The sequence below is a fragment of the Nocardioides sp. NBC_00850 genome (genome assembly GCF_045207335.1).
Classification (GTDB): domain Bacteria; phylum Actinomycetota; class Actinomycetes; order Propionibacteriales; family Nocardioidaceae; genus Nocardioides.
This window is the reverse complement of the sequence record NZ_CP108845.1, coordinates 4,580,621-4,598,182: the sequence shown is the minus strand read 5'-3', so window position 1 is coordinate 4,598,182 and position 17,562 is coordinate 4,580,621. Positions and strand designations below refer to the sequence as shown.

The 17,562-nt window shown below is 69.4% G+C and carries 17 protein-coding genes; 9 read left to right on the top strand and 8 right to left on the bottom strand.

The annotated features are described in order from the left end of the window. The first annotated feature begins 71 nt into the window (after nt 1–71). Both OH802_RS22360 and OH802_RS22355 read left to right on the top strand, forming a co-directional pair. On the top strand, nt 72–1,067 hold the full coding sequence (locus OH802_RS22360; protein ID WP_406022218.1) for a hypothetical protein: 996 nt from the start codon (nt 72–74) through the stop codon (nt 1,065–1,067). Nucleotides 1,068–1,077: 10 nt separating this feature from the next. Continuing rightward, nucleotides 1,078–1,920: a CHAD domain-containing protein gene (locus OH802_RS22355; protein WP_406022216.1), complete on the top strand. Its 843-nt coding sequence runs from the start codon at nt 1,078–1,080 to the stop codon at nt 1,918–1,920. Between the two features lies 1 nt (nt 1,921). Here OH802_RS22355 and vanX read toward each other — a convergent pair whose 3' ends face one another. From vanX to OH802_RS22340, 3 genes are read right to left on the bottom strand one after another with little or no spacing between them, the layout of a single operon-like run. Beyond that, nucleotides 1,922–2,536: a D-Ala-D-Ala dipeptidase VanX gene (vanX, locus tag OH802_RS22350; RefSeq protein WP_406022214.1), complete on the bottom strand. Its 615-nt coding sequence runs from the start codon at nt 2,534–2,536 to the stop codon at nt 1,922–1,924. Next, nucleotides 2,533–3,573 (bottom strand): D-alanine--(R)-lactate ligase, encoded by a 1,041-nt coding sequence (gene vanA, locus OH802_RS22345; RefSeq protein WP_406022212.1) that lies wholly within the window; start codon nt 3,571–3,573, stop codon nt 2,533–2,535. Before vanA ends, vanX begins: the two co-directional genes overlap by 4 nt. Then, nucleotides 3,566–4,561, bottom strand: a complete 996-nt coding sequence (locus tag OH802_RS22340; RefSeq protein ID WP_406029379.1) for a D-isomer specific 2-hydroxyacid dehydrogenase family protein — start codon at nt 4,559–4,561, stop codon at nt 3,566–3,568. The genes vanA and OH802_RS22340 overlap by 8 nt, the downstream gene beginning before the upstream one ends. A gap of 206 nt (nt 4,562–4,767) precedes the next feature. On the opposite strand from OH802_RS22340, the gene murF reads away from it, so the two are divergent. Then, entirely contained in the window at nt 4,768–6,111 is a 1,344-nt protein-coding gene (gene murF, locus OH802_RS22335; RefSeq protein ID WP_406022210.1) for a UDP-N-acetylmuramoyl-tripeptide--D-alanyl-D-alanine ligase, read from the top strand. Here murF and OH802_RS22330 read toward each other — a convergent pair. Both OH802_RS22330 and OH802_RS22325 read right to left on the bottom strand, forming a co-directional pair. Beyond that, complete coding sequence (locus tag OH802_RS22330; protein ID WP_406022208.1) at nt 6,067–6,648, bottom strand: VanZ family protein; 582 nt, start codon at nt 6,646–6,648, stop codon at nt 6,067–6,069. The two genes, murF and OH802_RS22330, sit on opposite strands and share 45 nt — an antisense overlap. 40 nt (nt 6,649–6,688) lie before the next feature. After that, complete coding sequence (locus tag OH802_RS22325; protein WP_406022206.1) at nt 6,689–7,819, bottom strand: lipid II:glycine glycyltransferase FemX; 1,131 nt, start codon at nt 7,817–7,819, stop codon at nt 6,689–6,691. Nucleotides 7,820–7,904: 85 nt separating this feature from the next. Here OH802_RS22325 and OH802_RS22320 point away from each other — a divergent pair, with 85 nt between their 5' ends. Both OH802_RS22320 and OH802_RS22315 read left to right on the top strand, forming a co-directional pair. Continuing rightward, entirely contained in the window at nt 7,905–8,570 is a 666-nt protein-coding gene (locus OH802_RS22320) for a response regulator transcription factor (protein WP_141804182.1), read from the top strand. A gap of 10 nt (nt 8,571–8,580) precedes the next feature. Next, the gene (locus OH802_RS22315) at nt 8,581–9,666 is read left to right on the top strand and encodes a sensor histidine kinase (protein WP_406022204.1); all 1,086 of its coding nucleotides are present in this window, start codon (nt 8,581–8,583) and stop codon (nt 9,664–9,666) included. Between the two features lie 6 nt (nt 9,667–9,672). Here OH802_RS22315 and OH802_RS22310 read toward each other — a convergent pair whose 3' ends face one another. Then, the gene (locus OH802_RS22310) at nt 9,673–10,143 is read right to left on the bottom strand and encodes an Lrp/AsnC family transcriptional regulator (protein ID WP_406022202.1); all 471 of its coding nucleotides are present in this window, start codon (nt 10,141–10,143) and stop codon (nt 9,673–9,675) included. A gap of 119 nt (nt 10,144–10,262) precedes the next feature. On the opposite strand from OH802_RS22310, the gene hppD reads away from it, so the two are divergent. Continuing rightward, nucleotides 10,263–11,468: a 4-hydroxyphenylpyruvate dioxygenase gene (gene hppD / locus OH802_RS22305; protein WP_406022200.1), complete on the top strand. Its 1,206-nt coding sequence runs from the start codon at nt 10,263–10,265 to the stop codon at nt 11,466–11,468. A 111-nt stretch (nt 11,469–11,579) separates the two neighbouring features. Here the strand turns inward: hppD and OH802_RS22300 are convergent, their stop codons facing one another. After that, complete coding sequence (locus tag OH802_RS22300) at nt 11,580–13,376, bottom strand: bifunctional sugar phosphate isomerase/epimerase/4-hydroxyphenylpyruvate dioxygenase family protein (RefSeq protein ID WP_406022198.1); 1,797 nt, start codon at nt 13,374–13,376, stop codon at nt 11,580–11,582. Between the two features lie 83 nt (nt 13,377–13,459). Between OH802_RS22300 and OH802_RS22295 the strand changes: the two genes are divergently transcribed. The 3 genes from OH802_RS22295 (at nt 13,460) to OH802_RS22285 (ending at nt 16,552) form a co-directional block, all read left to right on the top strand. Further along, nucleotides 13,460–14,140 (top strand): TetR/AcrR family transcriptional regulator, encoded by a 681-nt coding sequence (locus tag OH802_RS22295; RefSeq protein WP_406022196.1) that lies wholly within the window; start codon nt 13,460–13,462, stop codon nt 14,138–14,140. A gap of 133 nt (nt 14,141–14,273) precedes the next feature. Continuing rightward, entirely contained in the window at nt 14,274–15,134 is an 861-nt protein-coding gene (locus OH802_RS22290) for a shikimate dehydrogenase (protein ID WP_406022194.1), read from the top strand. Nucleotides 15,135–15,220: 86 nt separating this feature from the next. Further along, nucleotides 15,221–16,552, top strand: a complete 1,332-nt coding sequence (locus tag OH802_RS22285; protein WP_406022192.1) for an MFS transporter — start codon at nt 15,221–15,223, stop codon at nt 16,550–16,552. 37 nt (nt 16,553–16,589) lie between these two features. Here the strand turns inward: OH802_RS22285 and OH802_RS22280 are convergent, their stop codons facing one another. Further along, nucleotides 16,590–17,537, bottom strand: a complete 948-nt coding sequence (locus OH802_RS22280; RefSeq protein ID WP_406022190.1) for an RNA polymerase sigma-70 factor — start codon at nt 17,535–17,537, stop codon at nt 16,590–16,592. Between the last annotated feature and the right edge of the window lie 25 nt (nt 17,538–17,562).

Genomic DNA, 17,562 nt, shown 5'->3' with positions numbered 1-17,562 from the left:
TAAATCCGACGAGGTGGAGGAGAGTTCGCCTTAAAGAGAATGAACATTCGTTTTTTTGGAGGGAACCCGCCATGTCCAAGTCAGTGAAAGCCGTGATCGGGGTCAGCCTCGGTCTGGTCACCTTGCTCACGTTGCTCATCTCCGCGTTCGCCTGGCCCACCAGCGAGCTGGAGCCCAGGTCGCTGCCGCTGGTCGTCGCCGGCCCCGAGGCCGCGGTCACCCAGATCGAGACCCAGCTCGCCGCCAACGCGGGGGAGGACGCCTTCGAGATCACCGCCGTCGAGGACCGCGACGAGGCGGTCGAGGCGATCGAGGACCGCGAGGCGTACGGCGCGATCGTCGTCGGCCCCCAGGGCCCGGAGTTCCTGGTCGCCTCCGCCGCCAGCGCCAACGTCGCTCAGCAGCTCACCCAGATGGCCACCGCCATGGGCGCCGAGACGGGCACGCAGCCCCAGGTGACCGACGTCGTCGCGAGCGCGGAGGACGACCCGCGCGGCATCGTCTTCGGTGCGTCCGCGCTACCGCTGGTGATCGGCGGCATCATGGCCGGCGCCATCACCTCGCTGGTGCTGACCCGCACCCGTGACCGGGTCGCGGCCGCCTTCCTGATCGCGATCGGCGGCGGTCTCGCGATGACCGGCGTCGTCCAGGGCTGGCTCGGAGCTCTGGAGGGCAGCTACCTGGCCAACGCAGGAGTCGTCGCCCTCGGCATCCTCGCGGTCGCGCTCCCGATCATCGGCCTGCGCCACCTCATCGGCCCCGCAGGCGTCGGCATCGTCGCCCTCCTGATCCTGCTCGTCGGCAACCCGCTCTCCGGGATCACCTCCGCACCGGAGATGGTGCCGTTCGGCTGGCTCGGCCAGCTGATGCCCCCGGGCGCGGCCGGGTCGGTCCTGCGCGGCTTCTCCTTCTTTGACGGCGCCGGGACCACGACGCCGCTGATCGTCCTCGCCTGCTGGGCCGGGTTCGGTCTGCTCCTGACCCTGCTCCCGCACCGCGAGAAGGGCAGCGCCGAGGACGCCGGAGCCGGACGAACCGAGCGTGACCTGGACTCCGTGGCGCGGTAGAACAGTAGGGATGAGCCATCCACACGAGCCGGTCGGCGAGTGGTGGCGCGACCAGGTGGTCGCGCTCCACCGCTGGGGCCGGCTCGTGCTGCGTGACGAGGACGACTCGGTCCACCAGATGCGTGTGACCGTACGCAGGCTCCGCAGCGTCCTGGCGACGTACCGCCCGCTCCTCGACGTGGCACGGTCCGAGCCGCTCCGGGCAGAGCTGAAGTGGCTGGCCGATCTCCTCGGAGAGGTACGCGACGCAGAGGTGCTGCGCAAACGGCTGCGACGCTGGGCGGCCGCGCATGGACCGGGACCGACCGGTGTCGACGCACTGCGGGCGGCGCTCGCCGAGCGCCAGATCCAGGGGCGCGCCCGGCTGCTGCCGGAGCTGGGCGGCGATCGTTACCGGGCGCTGATCGCAGCCCTCGCCGACGGTCTGCCCTGGTCAGGGGCGGGCCCGGGCAACAAGGCTCTGCGCAAGCGGCTCCGCCGGAGCTGGCGGCGCCTGGCGGCCGCGGCCGACGCGGCCGCGAACACCGAGGACGCGGAAGAGCGTCGCCGGCAGCTCCACGAGGTGCGCAAGAAGGCCAAGCGGGTCCGTTACGCGGCCGAGTCGTCGCGCGAGGTCTTCGGCAAGGACGCCGCGCGCCTTGCGAAGGCCGCCAAGTCGATCCAGTCGACTCTCGGCGACCTCAACGACGCCGCTGTCATGATCCAGACGATCGGGCAGGTTCCAGGGCCCGACGACGCCGTCCGTGAGTTCCTCGAGGCCGAGGAGGCCGCCGCCGACGACGCCGAGGAGAAGTTCGCCTCGATCTGGAAGAAGGCGAACCGCTCGAAGGTCCACGGCTGGCTGAATCCCTGAGTCAGCCGACAGGAAAGTCGAAGTAGGTGTCCGGGTAGGGCTCCTCGACGAGTGAGTAGTGCCACCACTCGTTCTCGTAGCGGCTGAACCCGCACGACTCCATCACCGAGCACAGGTGCGACCGGTTGCGCGCCGCGACCTCGGAGACCCCGGCCGCGCCGTGGTGGGAGATCTCGTCCATCAGGTCGTGATCACCGCCCATGTCGAGCAGTGCGCCCGTGGCCAACGAGAAGAGGGTCAGGTCGACGGTGCTGCCACGGCTGTGGCCGGACTTCGTGGCGACGTACCCCTTCTCGAACATCTCCGGGCGGGTGATCGCGGGATAGTGGACTCGCTTGCGCTCGTCGTCTTCCGGCGCGGGCTCCGCGGCCCAGCGCAGGAACGCGTCGACGGCGCGCTGGGGGCGGTAGCCGTCCCACAGCAGGATCCCGAACCCGAGAGCAGCGGCCTTGTCCCGCGCCTGGACGAGCGCGGCGCACAGCTCGCGGGTCCCGACGATGCGGTTCACCAGGTAGCCGTCGACCGGTTTGCCGGTGAAGTTGTCCCAGGTGGCGTACTTGCTGTCCCAGCGGATGCCCGGCGCGAGCTCGTCGACGAAGCCGAAGCCGTCCTTCATCGCGGGGTCTCTTCAAGAGCCAGGGTGACCGCGCGGTCGAGGAACTCGGCCATCGAGATCCCGGCCGCGGCCATCATCCGTGGATAGCGGCTGTAGGAGGTGAGCCCGGGCAGGGTGTTGACCTCGTTGAGCACCACGGTGCCGTCCGCCTTGAGGAACATGTCGACCCGCGCCAGACCGCGGCAGCCCAGCGCGCGGTAGACCCGCTGCGCTTCGGTCTTGACCAACTCCTGGGCCTCGGCCGGGATGTCGGCGGGCACGATGAAGGTCGCGTTCTCCGAGCCGGTCTCGGGGGCGTCCTCCTGGTGGATCTTGAAGAAGCCGTGCGAGAGCGCGACATGGTCGACCTCTCCGGTGACGAGCTCGGCACCGTTGCCGAGGATCGCGCAGCCGATCTCCTCGGCAACGACGCCTTCCTCGACGAGCACCTTCTCGTCGTACTGCCGCGCGGTCGCCACCGCGTCGGCCAGCTCCTGGGCAGAGGTCACCTTGCTGACCCCGAACGAGGACCCGGAGCGGGCCGGCTTCACGAAGACCGGATAGGGGAGTGCGCCGGGGTCGACGGCTTCGCCGGGGCCGAGGATCCAGAAGTTCGGCGTCGGGATCCCGGCCTCGCCGACGACCGTGTAGGCCAGCGACTTGTCCATGCACAGCGCCGAGCTCTGCACGTCGCAGCCGACGTACGGGAGCCCGGAGAGCTCGAAGAGCCCCTGGATCGCGCCGTCCTCGCCGAGCTTGCCGTGCAGGACCGGGAGCACGACGTCCAGCCGGATCGTCTCGTAGCTGCCCCCATCGAGGACGAGCAAGCCATGGACGCTGCGGTCGGGGGAGAGGACGACCGGGCGGTGCGCGCCGTCCTCCCAGCTCGCCTCGGGGCCGTCGCACAGGCGCCAGTCACCGCTCTTGGTGATGCCGATCCAGTAGGCCTCGTACTTGTCGGCGTCGAGGTTCTTGGCGACCTCCTGCGCCGACTTCACCGAGACGGGGTGCTCCTCGAAGACGCCACCGAAGATGATGCCGACCTTGAGCTTAGACATGCCGAAACCTGCTTTCGAATTCACGACAGTTCACGATGGAGTTCTCGACCGTGTCCATGAGGGCATGGTCGGTGAAGTAGGCGATATGGGGGCTGACCAGCACATTCGGCATCTCCTGGAGCCGTGCCAGCCAGGTGTTGGGGACATCCCGCCCCCGGAGGTCGGCGTAGAAGATGCCCTCCTCGCCCTCGATGACGTCGAGGGCCGCACCGCCCAGCCGGCCGTCCTCGAGCGCGTTGATGAGCGCCGGCGTCTCGATGAGCGCGCCGCGACCGGTGTTGATGACGTACGCACCGGGGCGCATCCGGTCGATGCGCCGCCGGTCGAGGAGATGGTGCGACTCCGCGCTGAGCGGCGCGTGCAGCGTGACGATGTCGCTGCGCTCGACCAGCGTGTCCAGATCGACGTGCTCCACACCGGCGGCCGCGGGTCGGGGCCGGATGTCATAGGCGAGTACGTCGCAGCCGAAGCCCCGCAGCCGGTCGATGACCGCTGCGCCGATCCGCCCGGTCCCGACCACGCCGACGGTCAGGTCGCGCAGCTCCCGACCACGCGTGGCCGCCGGGCGGTAGTCGTGGGCATCGGTGCGCCGGATCGTCGACTTCGCCTGGCGCACCGACATGAGCATCAGCATCAACGTGTAGTCGGCGACGGAATCGGGTGAATAGGAGACGTTTCCGACCGTTATCCCGATGCTTTTCGCGAAGTCGACGTCGATGTGGTTGAAACCGACGCTTCGCGTCGAGATATATCGGACGCCGCTCTTGTGCAGAGCGAGAAGTGTCTCGTTCGATATCGGCGACTTGTGGCTGACGCTGATGCACCGGTCTCCGATCGCGAGGGCGGCATTCTCCTCGGAGACCGGCTCGGTCGTGGTCCTCAGCGAGACCCGGAGAGTTGGCGCCAATGAGTCGAAAAGGAGGCCCTCATCAGGGGCGCAGCCGTAGACCGTGATCCCGACGGTCGGCGAGATCACGGTCTGCTCCATCGGCTCGGTCGGCGCCGTCAGGGTCGGCTCGTGGTAGATCATCGACGCCAGCAAACCTCAGGAACGGTTGCGGCCCCGTATGGAATTTCCGATATGCCGACGATAGGTGCCTGCACGGATCACCGTGGCCGGACCGGGCGGAGTTATCGTCCGTATATCGATTAGCGGATACGCGCCGGCAACGTGGGATTTCGAAGACTGAGGGGATGATTCCCCTCAGCTTGGACGAAATCGCCTCGTTGGTCGGCGGGAAGGTCGTCGGCGACGGCTCGGTGACCGTGAGCGCGCCGGCCGTGATCGACGGCCGCGAGGCAGACCCGGGCGGCCTCTTCGTGGCGTTCGCGGGCGAGCGCACCGACGGCCACGAGTACGCACCACAGGCCGCCGAGGCCGGTGCCGTCGCGGTGCTCGGCTCGCGTCCGACGGCGCTCCCGACGGTCGTCGTCGACGACGCGCAGGCCGCGCTGCAGCGGCTGGCCGCCCACGTCGTCGCGCTGCTGCGCGACGAGATGACCGTGGTCGCGGTCACCGGCTCCCAGGGCAAGACCAGCACCAAGGACATGATCGAGGCGGTGCTGGCGAGCGAGGCGCCGACCGTCGCGACCTCCGGCTCGTTCAACAACGAGCTCGGCGTACCCCTCACCATGCTGCGCGCCGATGCGACCACCAGGTTCCTCGTCCTGGAGATGGGGGCCCGGCACATCGGCGACATCGCCGAGCTGACCGGCCTGGTCGCGCCGGACATCGCCGTCGTGACCAACGTCGGCCGGGCCCACCTGGGCGCGTTCGGGTCGCGCGAGGCAATCGCTGTGGCCAAGAGCGAGCTGGTGCGTGGGCTGGCGACCGGCGGCACGGCGGTGCTCCACGCCGACGACCCGCGTGTGCTCACCATGGGTGAGCTCACCGACGGTCCGGTGCTGGCCTTCGGCGCCGGCGAGCGGGCGAGCGTACGCGTGCGCGACCTCGCCCTGGACCGGCTCGGCCGGCCCACCTTCACCCTTCAGCACGCAGACGCCGAGGCCGTCGTCACGCTCCCGTTCGTCGGCGCCCACTGGACGCTCAACGCCGCGGCCGCCGCGGCGGCGGGGCTGGCCGCAGGGGTTCCGCTCGAGCAGACCTCGACCGCGCTGAACACCGCCTCGATCTCGAAGTGGCGCATGGAGCTGCGCGCCCTCGCCAGCGGCGCGACCCTGCTCAACGACTCCTACAACGCCAACCCCGAGTCCACCCGCGCCGGTCTCGACGCGCTCGCCTCGATCGACGCCAGGCGCCGCATCGCCGTGCTCGGCGAGATGCTCGAGCTGGGCGAGACGAGCCGTTACGCCCACCACGAGATCGGGACGTACGCCGCCACCCGGGCCGACCTGGTCCTCACCGTCGGCGCCGCGGCTGTCGTCATCGCGGACGGCGCGGGGGAGCGGGCTCTCGCCCTGCCCGACAACGCCGCCGCGATCGACTGGCTCCGCAGCCACCTCGCGCCCGGCGACGTGGTGCTGGTCAAGGCCTCACGCGGAGCCCGCCTCGACCAGGTCGCCGCGGCGCTGGTCTGAGGTCGGCGGAAGGGGTCGCCGGCGGCGCCACCACGGCCACGACAGGATCGCGGCGACGGTGGCGCCTCCGGCGTTGAGGATGACGTCGTCGACCGAGGAGACCCGGCCGAGAGGCAGCAGGTGCTGCAGCATCTCGATCGACACCGAGGCCGTGCCGGCCAGGATCAGGACCCGCCACACAGAGCGGAGCGCCGGGAAGCGAATGGGGCCGAAGAAGCCCAGCGCGGCGAAGATCAGCAGGTTGCCGATCAGCCCGATGGGGCCCATGGTGGACATGTCCTCGAAGGGCACCAGACTCACGTTGCCCGACAGGATGCCGTTGTTGCCGGGCAACATGGTGAGCAGCACACCCGGCACGGTGCCGTAGACGATGGCGACCTCTGCCAGCGAGCGGCGCCAAGCCGGCCGCCAGGCGACCCCGAAGACCCGGCGCAGCACCGCCAGCACAGGCACGGCCAGTACGGCCACTGGAAACGCCAGCACCGTCAGCACGACGATGCCGGTCTCCGTCAGCGAGCCCGATTCGTTCACGATCATCCGAGGTGCCCTTCCCTGATCTTCCTGCTCGACATCTTCTTCATCGACTCCGCCGTTTCATGTAGAGGTCGAACGCCCGGTAGACGATGGGCCGCAGCGGCAGGTCCCACTCGCCGACGTACCTCACCGCCTGTCCACCGGTGCCGACCTTGAACTGGATCAGCCCGACGTGGGAGTCGTCGGTGGACAGGGTCGGAGTGATCCCGCGCAGGTCGTAGACGTCGCACCCGGCGGCCAGGGAGTCGCGGATCGTCGCCCACTGGCAGGCGTTGGAGCCGCGTACGTCCCGCTTCTCCGTGGAGGAGGCGCCGTAGACGTACCAGGCGTGGGCGCCGACGCGGACGTAGATCGTCGCGGCCACCAGGTCGCCGTCGTGACGGGCGAGGTAGAGCTTGATCCGCTCGTCATCCTCCGCGGACAGCGCCGCGAACATCTTCTCGAAGTAGGCCAGCGGCCGCGGGGTGAAGTGGTCGCGCTCGGCGGTGTGGACGTAGAGGTCGTGGAACGCCTTCAGGTCCTCGCCGCCGGCCGAGGTGGTGACCTCGACGCCGGCCTTGGCGGCCTTCTTGATGTTGCGTCGCCAGAGCTGGTTCATCCCGGCGAGCACGTCGTCCTCGGACCGGGCGCTTCCGTCCGGGTGACGCAGCGGGATCTCGTACGTGAACTGCGGCTGCCCCGCCCCGAACCCGTCCGCGGGGTTCTGCGGGATCCAGCCGGAGTCGCGGAGATAGCGGGTCACCTCGGCGCCGACCAGGTCGGCCCGGCCCGGGATGTCGGTGAGGCGTACGACCTCGGGGTCGGCGATGCCCTCCTTGACCTGTGCAGCGTTCCAGGTGTCGGTGGGCACCGGAGGAGCGACCCGGATCGCGAACGCGCCCTGCGAGCGCAGGTAGGAGACGAGCGGCGGGAACCAGACGGTGAGCCCGCCGACCCAGTCGATGTCGGGGCCCCACGGCAGGTAGGCCAGCGTGTAGCCAAGCCGCGGCACCGGCCGGTGCAGCACCAGCCCGGTCCCGGCGAGCCGGTCGCCGGCGTACCAACCCAGCGACTCGCTGCGCCACTCGGTCTTCACGTCGGCCCAGGCGGGGGTCTGCAGGAAGCTGACCGACCGCCGCGACCTGACGTGGTCGAGGTGCTCGGCGGGGCTGATCGGTCGGACAGTGAAGGTCACCGTGCCAGTGAACCCGCGCGGATGTCGTCAGGGCGTATGGCATTTCGGATACGTCGGCGATATGTCCTCAACCTAGGATCAGAGCATGCGGGTGCTGGTGGTCGAGGACGAGCCGTTGATGGCTGGAGCGATCCGGGACGGGTTGCGGCTGGAGGCGATCGCCGCCGACATCGCCGGTGACGGCGACACGGCTCTGGAGCTGTTGAGCGTCAACGCCTACGACATCGCCGTGCTCGACCGCGACATCCCCGGGCCCTCGGGGGACGAGGTCGCCAAGCGCATCGTCGCCTCCGGCACCGGGATGCCGATCCTGATGCTCACCGCGGCCGACCGCCTCGACGACAAGGCCTCCGGCTTCGAGCTCGGCGCCGACGACTACCTGACCAAGCCGTTCGAGCTGCGTGAGCTGGTGCTGCGGCTGCGGGCGCTCGACCGGCGGCGCGCCTACAACCGGCCGCCGGTACGGGAGATCGCCGGCCTGCGGGTCGACCCGTTCCGGCGCGAGGTCTACCGCGACGGCCGCTACGTGGCGCTGACCCGCAAGCAGTTCGCGGTGCTCGAGGTGCTCGCCGCCGCCGAGGGTGGCGTGGTCAGCGCCGAGGAGCTGTTGGAGCGGGCCTGGGACGAGAACGCCGACCCGTTCACCAACGCCGTACGCATCACCGTCTCCGCCCTGCGCAAACGTCTCGGCGAGCCCGCGATCATCGCCACCGTGCCGGGCGTCGGATACCGGATCGATGTCGATTCCTAGACGTCCCGGGATGAGTGTCCGGCTCAAGCTGACGCTCAGCTATGCCGGGGTCATCGTGGTCACCGGCGTGCTGCTGCTCGCCGTCGTGTGGGTCTTCCTGCTGCGCTACGTCCCTGACGGGGTGTGGATGGAGTGGCCGCAGCAGCCGGGGAGGCCGAGTGCGCCCTTCGTCCCGAACCGCTCGGACCTGGAGCGTGCCTTCGTTCCACGGGCGGCCACGATGATGGGCTTCCTGCTCGTGTTCGGGCTGGTCGGGGGCTGGATCCTCGCCGGCCGGATGCTCGCGCCGCTGCGGAAGATCACCGAGGCCACGCGTACGGCGGGCGATGGATCGCTCTCGCACCGGATCGAGCTCGACGGCCCCGGCGACGAATTCCGTGAGCTGGCCGACGGCTTCGACGACATGCTCGCGAAGCTCGAGTCGCAGGTGGCCGAGCAGCAGCGGTTCGCGGCCAACGCGTCCCATGAGCTGCGCACTCCGCTCGCAATCACGCAGACGCTCCTCGACGTGGCGAGCAAGGACCCGAACCGCGACGTCGACGAGCTCCTCGACCGGCTGCGCCTGATCAACTCCCGCGCGATCGACCTCACCGAGGCCCTGCTCGTGCTCAGCCGTGCCGACCAACGCTCCTTCGTCCGCGAGCGGGTCGACCTGTCGCTGGTCGCCGAGGAGGCGGTCGAGACGCTGCTGCCGCTGGCCGAGCAGCGCGGCGTGCGGATCGAGACCTCCGGAGACCAGGCGTCGGTCAGTGGCTCGCCGGCTCTGCTGCTGCAGGTCGCGACCAACCTGATCCACAACGCGATCGTCCACAACCTGCCCGCGGACGGGTCGGTGTCGGTCACCATCGCCGCCAACGAGCGGAGCGTGGTCCTCACCGTCGCGAACACAGGCGAGGAGCTCTCCCGCGAGCTCGTCGCCACGCTCACCGAGCCGTTCCAGCGAGGCACCCAGCGCATCCACGGCGACCACCCCGGGGTCGGTCTGGGCCTGGCGATCGTCAAGAGCATCACCCGCGCCCACGACGGCAACCTCGCCGTCCTCGCCCGTTCCGGCGGTGGGCTCCGGGTCTCGGTCGAGCTGCCCAGAGCCTCTTGAGCTCGGTCAGCGCGGCGTGGCTCCGGTGCGCAGCAGGTCGAGGGTGCGCGGCTCGATGAGGGTGGAGAGGGTGACCACGCTGGTCGAGCGGACCACGGCGTGGGACTGGTCGATGCGTACGAGCACCTCCTGGAGCTTCGCGTGCGACCCGGTCGCCACCTTGCAGAAGACGTCGAAGGAGCCCGTGGTGACGTACGCCTCCAGCACCTCGGGGATCTCGGCGAGGTCGCGACGTACGTCCTCGAGGGCTCCCTGGGAGATCTCCAGGGTCACGAACGCCTGCACCGTGTGGCCGGCGGCGGCCGGGTCGACCGTCGGTGCCCAGTCGCGGATCACCCCGGCCTCGGTCATCTTGCGCAGCCGGCTCTGCACGGTGGCGCGGGCGACGCCGGCGACCCGGGAGAGCTCGAGGTCGCCGACTCGCGGGTGGGCGTGCAGAGTCTCCAGCAGGGTGACGTCGAGGCCATCGAGGTTCATGACTCGATGGTAGTCAGATTGCCTAGCAAACCGTGGTTTAGACTGGTCTGATCTGACAGATTGACCAGTGCTCGGTGGTCAACTTGTTTGGTGTGACTCGGCCCACTTGACTTGCCCGCATGACGCTTGCAGACACCCTGACCAACCAAGAGAAGCTCGCCGGACTCGGGCTGGCCGAGCTGGAGCAGCTCGTCGGCCTGGTGGCCTACGACGACACCTCTGACCCTTTCCCGGTCACCGGCTGGGACGCGGTCGTGTGGGCTGTCGGCAACGCCACCCAGACCGCCCACTTCTTCCAGAGCGCCTTCGGCATGGAGCTGGTCGCCTACTCCGGACCCGAGACCGGCAACCGTGACCACCACTCCTACGTGCTGCGCAGCGGGGGAGTCCGGTTCGTGATCAAGGGCGGTGTCGCGCCCGAGAGCGAGATCATCACCCACCACGCCCGCCACGGTGACGGCGTCATCGACATCGCCCTCGAGGTGCCCGACGTCGACCGCTGCATCGAGCACGCCCGCAAGCAGGGCGCCCGCGTGCTGGAGGAGCCCCACGATGTGAGCGACGAGCACGGCACCGTACGCATCGCCGCCATCGCCACCTACGGCGAGACCCGCCACACGCTGGTCGACCGGTCCGGCTACGACGGCCCCTACCTGCCCGGTTATGTCACCCGCACCTCGACGCTGAAGAAGCCCGAGGGCGCCCCCAAGCGCCTCTTCCAGGCGCTCGACCACGTCGTCGGCAACGTCGAGCTCGGCAAGATGGACGAGTGGGTCGACTTCTACGGCCGCGTCATGGGCTTCACCAACATGGCCGAGTTCATCGGCGACGACATCGCCACCGACTACTCCGCGCTGATGTCGAAGGTCGTGGCCAACGGCAACCACCGGGTGAAGTTCCCGCTCAACGAGCCGGCCATCGCCAAGAAGAAGTCGCAGATCGACGAGTACCTGGAGTTCTACCAGGGTCCCGGCGCCCAGCACCTCGCGCTGGCCACCGGCGACATCCTGGCCACCGTCGACGCGCTGCGCGACGCCGGGATCGAGTTCCTCAACACCCCCGACTCCTACTACGAGGACCCCGAGCTGCGTGCCCGGATCGGTGAGGTGCGCGTGCCGATCGAGGAGCTGCAGAAGCGCGGCATCCTGGTCGACCGCGACGAGGACGGCTACCTGCTGCAGATCTTCACCAAGCCGATCGGCGACCGCCCCACGGTCTTCTTCGAGATGATCGAGCGCCACGGCTCCCTCGGCTTCGGCAAGGGCAACTTCAAGGCCCTCTTCGAGGCCATCGAGCGCGAGCAGGAGCGCCGCGGCAACTTCTGACCCCGCTGGTCGAGCCGGATTCGTGAGGAACGAGCGAATCCGTGTCGAGACCAACACAGTCGCGTACGAACTGTGTTGGTTTCGACACCGGCTCGCTGGCGCTCGCCGGGCTCAACCAGCGGTCGCCTGGCTGACTAGGCGTACGGGAGCGTTGCCGGCGCCGTAGCCGTCGTAGCGCTCGCGGCGCTCGACGAGCTCGAAGAAGACCTCGCCGACGGTCTCGGTGTAGCAGTGCAGGTATTCGCCGTCGGCGTCGCGGTCGTAGAGCAGATCGAGCTCGTGCAGGGTGGCGACGAGGTCGTCGGCGAGGCCGAAGCGGGCGACCAGGTCGTCGTAGTAGTTGCCCGGGACCTCGAGCGGGCGCAGGCCGCGCTCCCGGGCGGCCGTGACGACCCCGATGATGTCGTGGCAGGCGAGCGCGATGTGCTGGGCGTGGCCCTGCTGGTCGTTGGGGAGCTGCCCGGTTGGGAGCAGGTTGAGCGGAAGGCGTACGCCGCCGGCTGGTGAGCTCATCACCTGGCTGCGCACGAGACCGGACGGGCCGGCGACCTCCTGGGTCGGCTGCGGGGTCAGCGACAGCACGCTGGTGTAGAAGAGGACCGCCTCGTCGAAGCTGTGCCAGGGCTGGACCAGGTTGACGTGGTCGATCCGGGCGCCGCGCCCGGAGTTCGACACCCCGCCGTCGAACTCGCCGATCCAGTCCTCCGCGTGCGAGAGGAAGACCTCGGTGCCGTCGGGGGAGGTGAAGGCGCGCAGGGCCTGCTCGCCGGCGTACGTCCGGCGGTGGACCGGCGGCGCCATCAGCCGGGCGGCGCGCTCGGCGGCCGGGTCCGAGTCGGCGACGTCGAAGCCGACGGCCGCGATGCGCGGCTCGGGGGAGGCGCTGGGCACGTCGTTGCACACGACGCGGGCCACACCCCAGGTCCACAGGCGCACCTGCTTGCTCTTGTGGCGGCCACCGAAGTCGAAGCCGAGCTGCTCGAGCAGCACCTCGACGCCGGAGGTGTCCGGCGCCTTGATCTCGACGAAGTCGAAGGCCTCCGGCGCGGCCATCTCGGGCAGCCGGGGGAGCGAGCTGTCGGCCTCCTCGCCGAGCAGGTCGGCGGTGCGGTCGGCGAGCCAGCGCAGCGAGCGCTGAGCCTGACGGGCGGTGCGGACCGGGTCGGTCTGGCGGAAGGTGTCGTTGAAGACCTCCAGCGACAGCGGGCCGTCGTAGCCGGCGCGCATGACGTGGCCGAGGAAGGCCGGCAGGTCGAAGCTGCCCTCGCCGGGGAAGAGCCGGTGGTGACGGCTCCAGGAGAGCACGTCCATGCTGAGCGCCGGAGCGTCGGCGAGCTGCAGGAAGAAGATCTTCTCGGCCGGGATCTCCTCGATCTGCTTGGGGTCGTGGCCGCGGGAGAGGATGTGGAAGCTGTCCAGGCAGATCCCGACGTTGGGGTGGTCGGCGAGCTCGACGATGCGCCACGAGCGCCGGTAGTCGTCGACGAACCGTCCCCAGGCGAGCGCCTCGTAGGCGAGCCGGATGTCGTACGTCGCAGCCAGAGCACCCAGCCGCCGCAGCTGTCCCGCGGAGACCTCGTCGTCGTCGACGGTCGCGGTGCCGACGTTGCTGCAGACCAGCATCAGGTCGATGCCGAGCCGGTTCATCAGCCGGAACTTCGCCTCGGCGCGATGCAGCACGTCCTGGAAGGTCGTCTCGTCGACGCCCTCGGCGTCGCGGAAGGGCTGATAGAGGTCGAGGGTGAGCCCGAGCCGGTCGGCGAGCGCCCGGATCTCCTCGGGGGACTGAGGTGCGGCGATGAGGTCTGGCTCGAAGATCTCGATCGCGTCGAAGCCGGCTTCGGCCGCGGCGTACATCTTCTGGACCAGGCCGCCGCTGAGGCAGACCGTGGCGATCGAGGTGCGCATGGTTCTCCGTTCGTCGCTAATGTACGAAACGGTACATACATTGTTGTGAGTTGGGAAGCCGGTCGTGCTCTAGGCTCTGGGACATGGTCGACACCCAACCGTCAGCCCAGAAGTCGGTCCAGAAATCGGTCCAGAAGTCGGCAGAGCGGCTGCGAGATGCCGAACGCACCCGCGCCGATCTGATCGAGATCGCGACCGAGATCTTCTCCGAGCAGGGCTACTCCGGTGCGCGGGTCGACGAGATCGCCGAGCGCACCCGCACCACGAAGCGGATGATCTACTACTACTTCGGCGGCAAGGAGGGGCTCTACCTCGCCGTCCTCGAGGCCGCCTATCGCCGCATCCGCGAGAGGGAGCAGAGCCTGCATGCCGACCACCTGAGTCCCGTCGAGGCGGTGCGACGGATCGCTGAGCTGACCTTCGACCACCACCACGATCACCCGGCCTTCATCCGTCTCGTCTCGGTCGAGAACATCCATCACGGCCAGCACCTGGGGAAGGTCGAGTCGCTGCGCGACCTCGGTACGCCGGCCGCCTCCCTCCTCGACGAGGTCCTCGCCCGCGGTCGCGCCTCCGGCGAGCTGCGCGCCGACGTCGACGCCGTCGACGTGCACATGATGATCAGCTCCTACTGCGTCTTCCAGGTCGCCAACAGCGCCACCTTCGGCTTCCTGTTCGGCCGCGACATGCTCGCCCCCGACGTGCGCGAGCGCCACCGCCGCATCCTCGGCGACATCGTCGTCGGCTGGCTCACCGCCCGCTGACGCAAACCCCTGAAGAGCCCGTTCCCGCGCCGCGGGGACGGGCTCTTTGCCGTGCGGGGGTTGACGACGCGGTGCCGGATGTGATCCCCTTCACTCTCGTAACGTACTAGTTCGTACATTAAAGATCGTCTGGATGAAGTCTTCGTTTCTTGTCGGCCTGATCGGCGCGGGCGTCGGACCCTCGCTGAGTCCGGCGCTGCACATGCGCGAAGGGTTCGAGCACGGGTTGTCGTACGTCTACAAGACGCTCGACATCACCGAGCTGGGGATCCCTGCCGAGGGTGTGGGCGACCTGATGAGGGAGGCGCGGCGACTCGGCTTCGACGCGCTCAACATCACCCACCCGTGCAAGGAGCTCGTGATCGAGCACCTCGACCGGCTCGACGAGACCGCGGCCCGACTCGGTGCGGTCAACACCGTCGTCTTCACCGACGAGGGTGCCGTCGGCTACAACACCGACACGACCGGCTTCGGCCACGCGCTGCGTACCGGGATGCCGGGCGCCCCGCTCGGCACCGTCGTGCAGCTCGGCGCGGGAGGGGCGGGATCGGCCGTCGCTCACGCACTCGTGAGCCAGGGCGTCGACAACCTGGTCATCGCCGACATGGACCTCGACCGCGCCCAGGCGCGGGTCGAGGAGATCCGGCGCCACCACCCGGAGAGCACCGTCGATGCGAGCCACGTCGACAAGCTGCCGGCGCTCCTTCCCGACGCCGACGGACTGGTCAACTGCACCCCGGTCGGCATGGCCGACCACCCCGGTACGCCGCTGGACACGAGCCTCCTCCACCCCGAGCTGTGGGTGGCGGACATCGTCTACCGGCCTCTGGACACCGCGCTGCTGCAGGCGGCGCGCGAGGTCGGCTGCCGGACGCTCCACGGAGGCCACATGGCGGTCTACCAGGCCGTCGACGCCTTCCGGCTGATCACCGGCATCGACCCCGATGCCGAGCGGATGCTCGCCCACCTGCGCGAGCTGGCCGCGGCCGGCTGACCTCCCCCAAGAATTCGAAGATCCAGAAAACTCCACCCCCCACCCGTCCGCGGTCAGGAACCGCGGGCCTACCCGAGGAGGACCCGATGGCGGGACCTGACACCGAGAACCAAGAAGGCAAGACCCCGGTCCGGGCCGCGCTGGCCAGCTTCATGGGCAGTGCCGTCGAGTACTACGACTTCTTCGTCTTCGGCTCTGCTGCGGCGCTGATCTTTCCGCACGTGTTCTTCCCCAGCGCCGGCGACGCCGCGCTGGTGATGTCGTTCGCGACGTTCGCCTTCGCGTACGTCGCCCGCCCGGTCGGCGCGGTCTTCGTCGGTCACTTCGGCGACCGGATCGGCCGCCGAAAGGTGCTGCTGTTCACCCTCCTGCTGATGGGTGGCGGCACGTTCCTGATCGGTTGCCTGCCGTCGTACGACCGGGCCGGCTGGATCGCGCCCGCGCTGCTGGTCTTCTGCCGGCTGCTCCAGGGACTCTCGGCCGCCGGCGAGCAGGCCGGCGCCAGCTCGCTCACGCTCGAGCACGCCCCCGACGACCAGCGCTCCTTCTACACCTCCTGGACGCTCACCGGCACCCAGGGCGGCCAGATCCTGGCCGCGCTCGTCTTCATTCCGGTCGTCGCGCTGCCGGACGACATCAAGTACAGCATCGGCTGGCGGATCCCGTTCTGGCTCTCCGCGATCGTGGTCATGGTGGCGTTCTTCATCCGCAGCCGCCTCAACGAGACCCCGGAGTTCGAGGAGGCCAAGGCCAACAACCAGGTCGCCAAGCTGCCCCTCGCGGTGCTGCTGCGTGACCACTGGGTCGACGTGGTGCGGGTCATCTGCTGCGCCTTCATCGCGGCCGTCTCCACGGTCTTCGGCAACCTGGCCATCGCCTACGGTGTCGCGGTCGGCATGGTCGACTCGATCACGCTGTGGCTGGTCGTCGCTGCCAACGTCGTCGCGCTGTTCACCCAGCCGATGTTCGGCCGGCTCGCGGACCGGATCGGGCGCAAGCCCGTCTTCATCTACGGCGCCGTGGCCAGTGCGGTGATGATGCCGTTCTATCTGCTCTCGATGAGTCAGGGCAACGAGCTGCTCGTCTTCGCGCTCGCGATCGTCACCTTCTCCTTCGGCTACGCGGCAGCGAATGCGACCTGGCCGTCGTTCTACGGCGAGATGTTCTCGACCCCGGTGCGGTTCTCCGGTGTCGCGATCGGCACCCAGATCGGCTTCCTGCTGGCCGGGTTCACGCCGTCGATCGTCACCGCGCTGGGTGGCGTGCAGGAGGGTGGCTGGGTCGTCACCGCCGGCTACACCGCGGTCGTCTGCCTCGTCGCGTCGATCGCTGCCCTGACCGCCCGCGAGACCAAGGACGTACGTACCGCCGACCTCGGTATGCGGCCGGCTCCGACACCGCAGGGCGCGACGGTCTGACCCCCTCAACCCCCGCGTCGCGGGCTGTGACCACCAGTCACAGCCCGCGGCGGTGGCGGTTGCGGCGGCGTACGACGTCCTTCAGGTCGGCGACCGGGCCCAGGTGGCCCAGTTTCTCGGGGTTGGTGACCGAACGGATCCGCTGGATCTGGCCGTCGAGGATGTCGAGGGTCCAGGTGCCGAGGATGGCACCATCGGCGTCGCGCAGGATGGCGCCCGGCTCGCCGTTGAGCTCGCGCTGCTCCAGGCGAGCACCGATGGCGAGCAGCGGCGGCACCGCCGCGATCAGGATGCGCGCGGCCTTCTCCGCACCGAACCGGCCGCCGACGCCACCGGCTACACCACCACCGTCGTTGACGGTCTCGACATCGGCCGCCAGCAGAGCCTGGAGCTGGCCGAGGTCACCGTCGCGCAGCGCCTCGAAGAACCGGCTGGACAGCTCGACGCGCTTGCGCCGGTCGGCCTCGAACCGCGGCTTGCCCTCGTCCATGTGCCGCCGCGCCCGGGAGGCGAGCTGACGGCAGGCGGCCTCGGAACGGTCGACCGCCGCGGCGATGTCGGCGAAGCCGAAGTGGAAGACCTCGCGCAGCACGAAGACCGCCCGCTCCAGCGGACTGAGCCGCTCGAGCAGCAGCAGCGCCGCCATCGACACCGAGTCGGCCAGCTCCGTCGCGCGCTCCGGGCTGGCGTAGAGGCCCGCATGATCATCGACGTGGGTGTCGGTCGGCAGCGGCTCGGGGAACCACGGCCCGACGTACGTCTCCCGCCGCACCCGCGCGGAGCGCAGCACGTCGAGGGAGATCCGGGTGACCACGGTCGACAGGTAGGCCTTGAGCGAGTCGGGCTGCGTCGAGGTCCCCTCCAGTCGGAGCCAGGTCTCCTGCACGGCGTCCTCCGCCTCGGTCACGCTGCCGAGGATCCGGTAGGCGATCGAGAACAGCAGCGGTCGCAGCTCCTCGAACTCGATCTCGGTCTCAGGTGTCACGGTCGTCCTCCCTCGGGTCAACATC

What these genes read in the sequence shown, in the direction of transcription:
- OH802_RS22360 (WP_406022218.1), top strand. Translation starts at nt 72, where the DNA reads ATGTCCAAGTCAGTGAAAGCCGTGATCGGGGTCAGCCTCGGTCTGGTC.
- OH802_RS22355 (WP_406022216.1), top strand. Translation starts at nt 1,078, where the DNA reads ATGAGCCATCCACACGAGCCGGTCGGCGAGTGGTGGCGCGACCAGGTG.
- vanX (WP_406022214.1), bottom strand. Translation starts at nt 2,536, where the DNA reads ATGAAGGACGGCTTCGGCTTCGTCGACGAGCTCGCGCCGGGCATCCGC.
- vanA (WP_406022212.1), bottom strand. Translation starts at nt 3,573, where the DNA reads ATGTCTAAGCTCAAGGTCGGCATCATCTTCGGTGGCGTCTTCGAGGAG.
- OH802_RS22340 (WP_406029379.1), bottom strand. Translation starts at nt 4,561, where the DNA reads ATGGAGCAGACCGTGATCTCGCCGACCGTCGGGATCACGGTCTACGGC.
- murF (WP_406022210.1), top strand. Translation starts at nt 4,768, where the DNA reads ATGATTCCCCTCAGCTTGGACGAAATCGCCTCGTTGGTCGGCGGGAAG.
- OH802_RS22330 (WP_406022208.1), bottom strand. Translation starts at nt 6,648, where the DNA reads ATGATCGTGAACGAATCGGGCTCGCTGACGGAGACCGGCATCGTCGTG.
- OH802_RS22320 (WP_141804182.1), top strand. Translation starts at nt 7,905, where the DNA reads ATGCGGGTGCTGGTGGTCGAGGACGAGCCGTTGATGGCTGGAGCGATC.
- OH802_RS22315 (WP_406022204.1), top strand. Translation starts at nt 8,581, where the DNA reads ATGAGTGTCCGGCTCAAGCTGACGCTCAGCTATGCCGGGGTCATCGTG.
- OH802_RS22310 (WP_406022202.1), bottom strand. Translation starts at nt 10,143, where the DNA reads ATGAACCTCGATGGCCTCGACGTCACCCTGCTGGAGACTCTGCACGCC.
- hppD (WP_406022200.1), top strand. Translation starts at nt 10,263, where the DNA reads ATGACGCTTGCAGACACCCTGACCAACCAAGAGAAGCTCGCCGGACTC.
- OH802_RS22300 (WP_406022198.1), bottom strand. Translation starts at nt 13,376, where the DNA reads ATGCGCACCTCGATCGCCACGGTCTGCCTCAGCGGCGGCCTGGTCCAG.
- OH802_RS22295 (WP_406022196.1), top strand. Translation starts at nt 13,460, where the DNA reads ATGGTCGACACCCAACCGTCAGCCCAGAAGTCGGTCCAGAAATCGGTC.
- OH802_RS22290 (WP_406022194.1), top strand. Translation starts at nt 14,274, where the DNA reads ATGAAGTCTTCGTTTCTTGTCGGCCTGATCGGCGCGGGCGTCGGACCC.
- OH802_RS22285 (WP_406022192.1), top strand. Translation starts at nt 15,221, where the DNA reads ATGGCGGGACCTGACACCGAGAACCAAGAAGGCAAGACCCCGGTCCGG.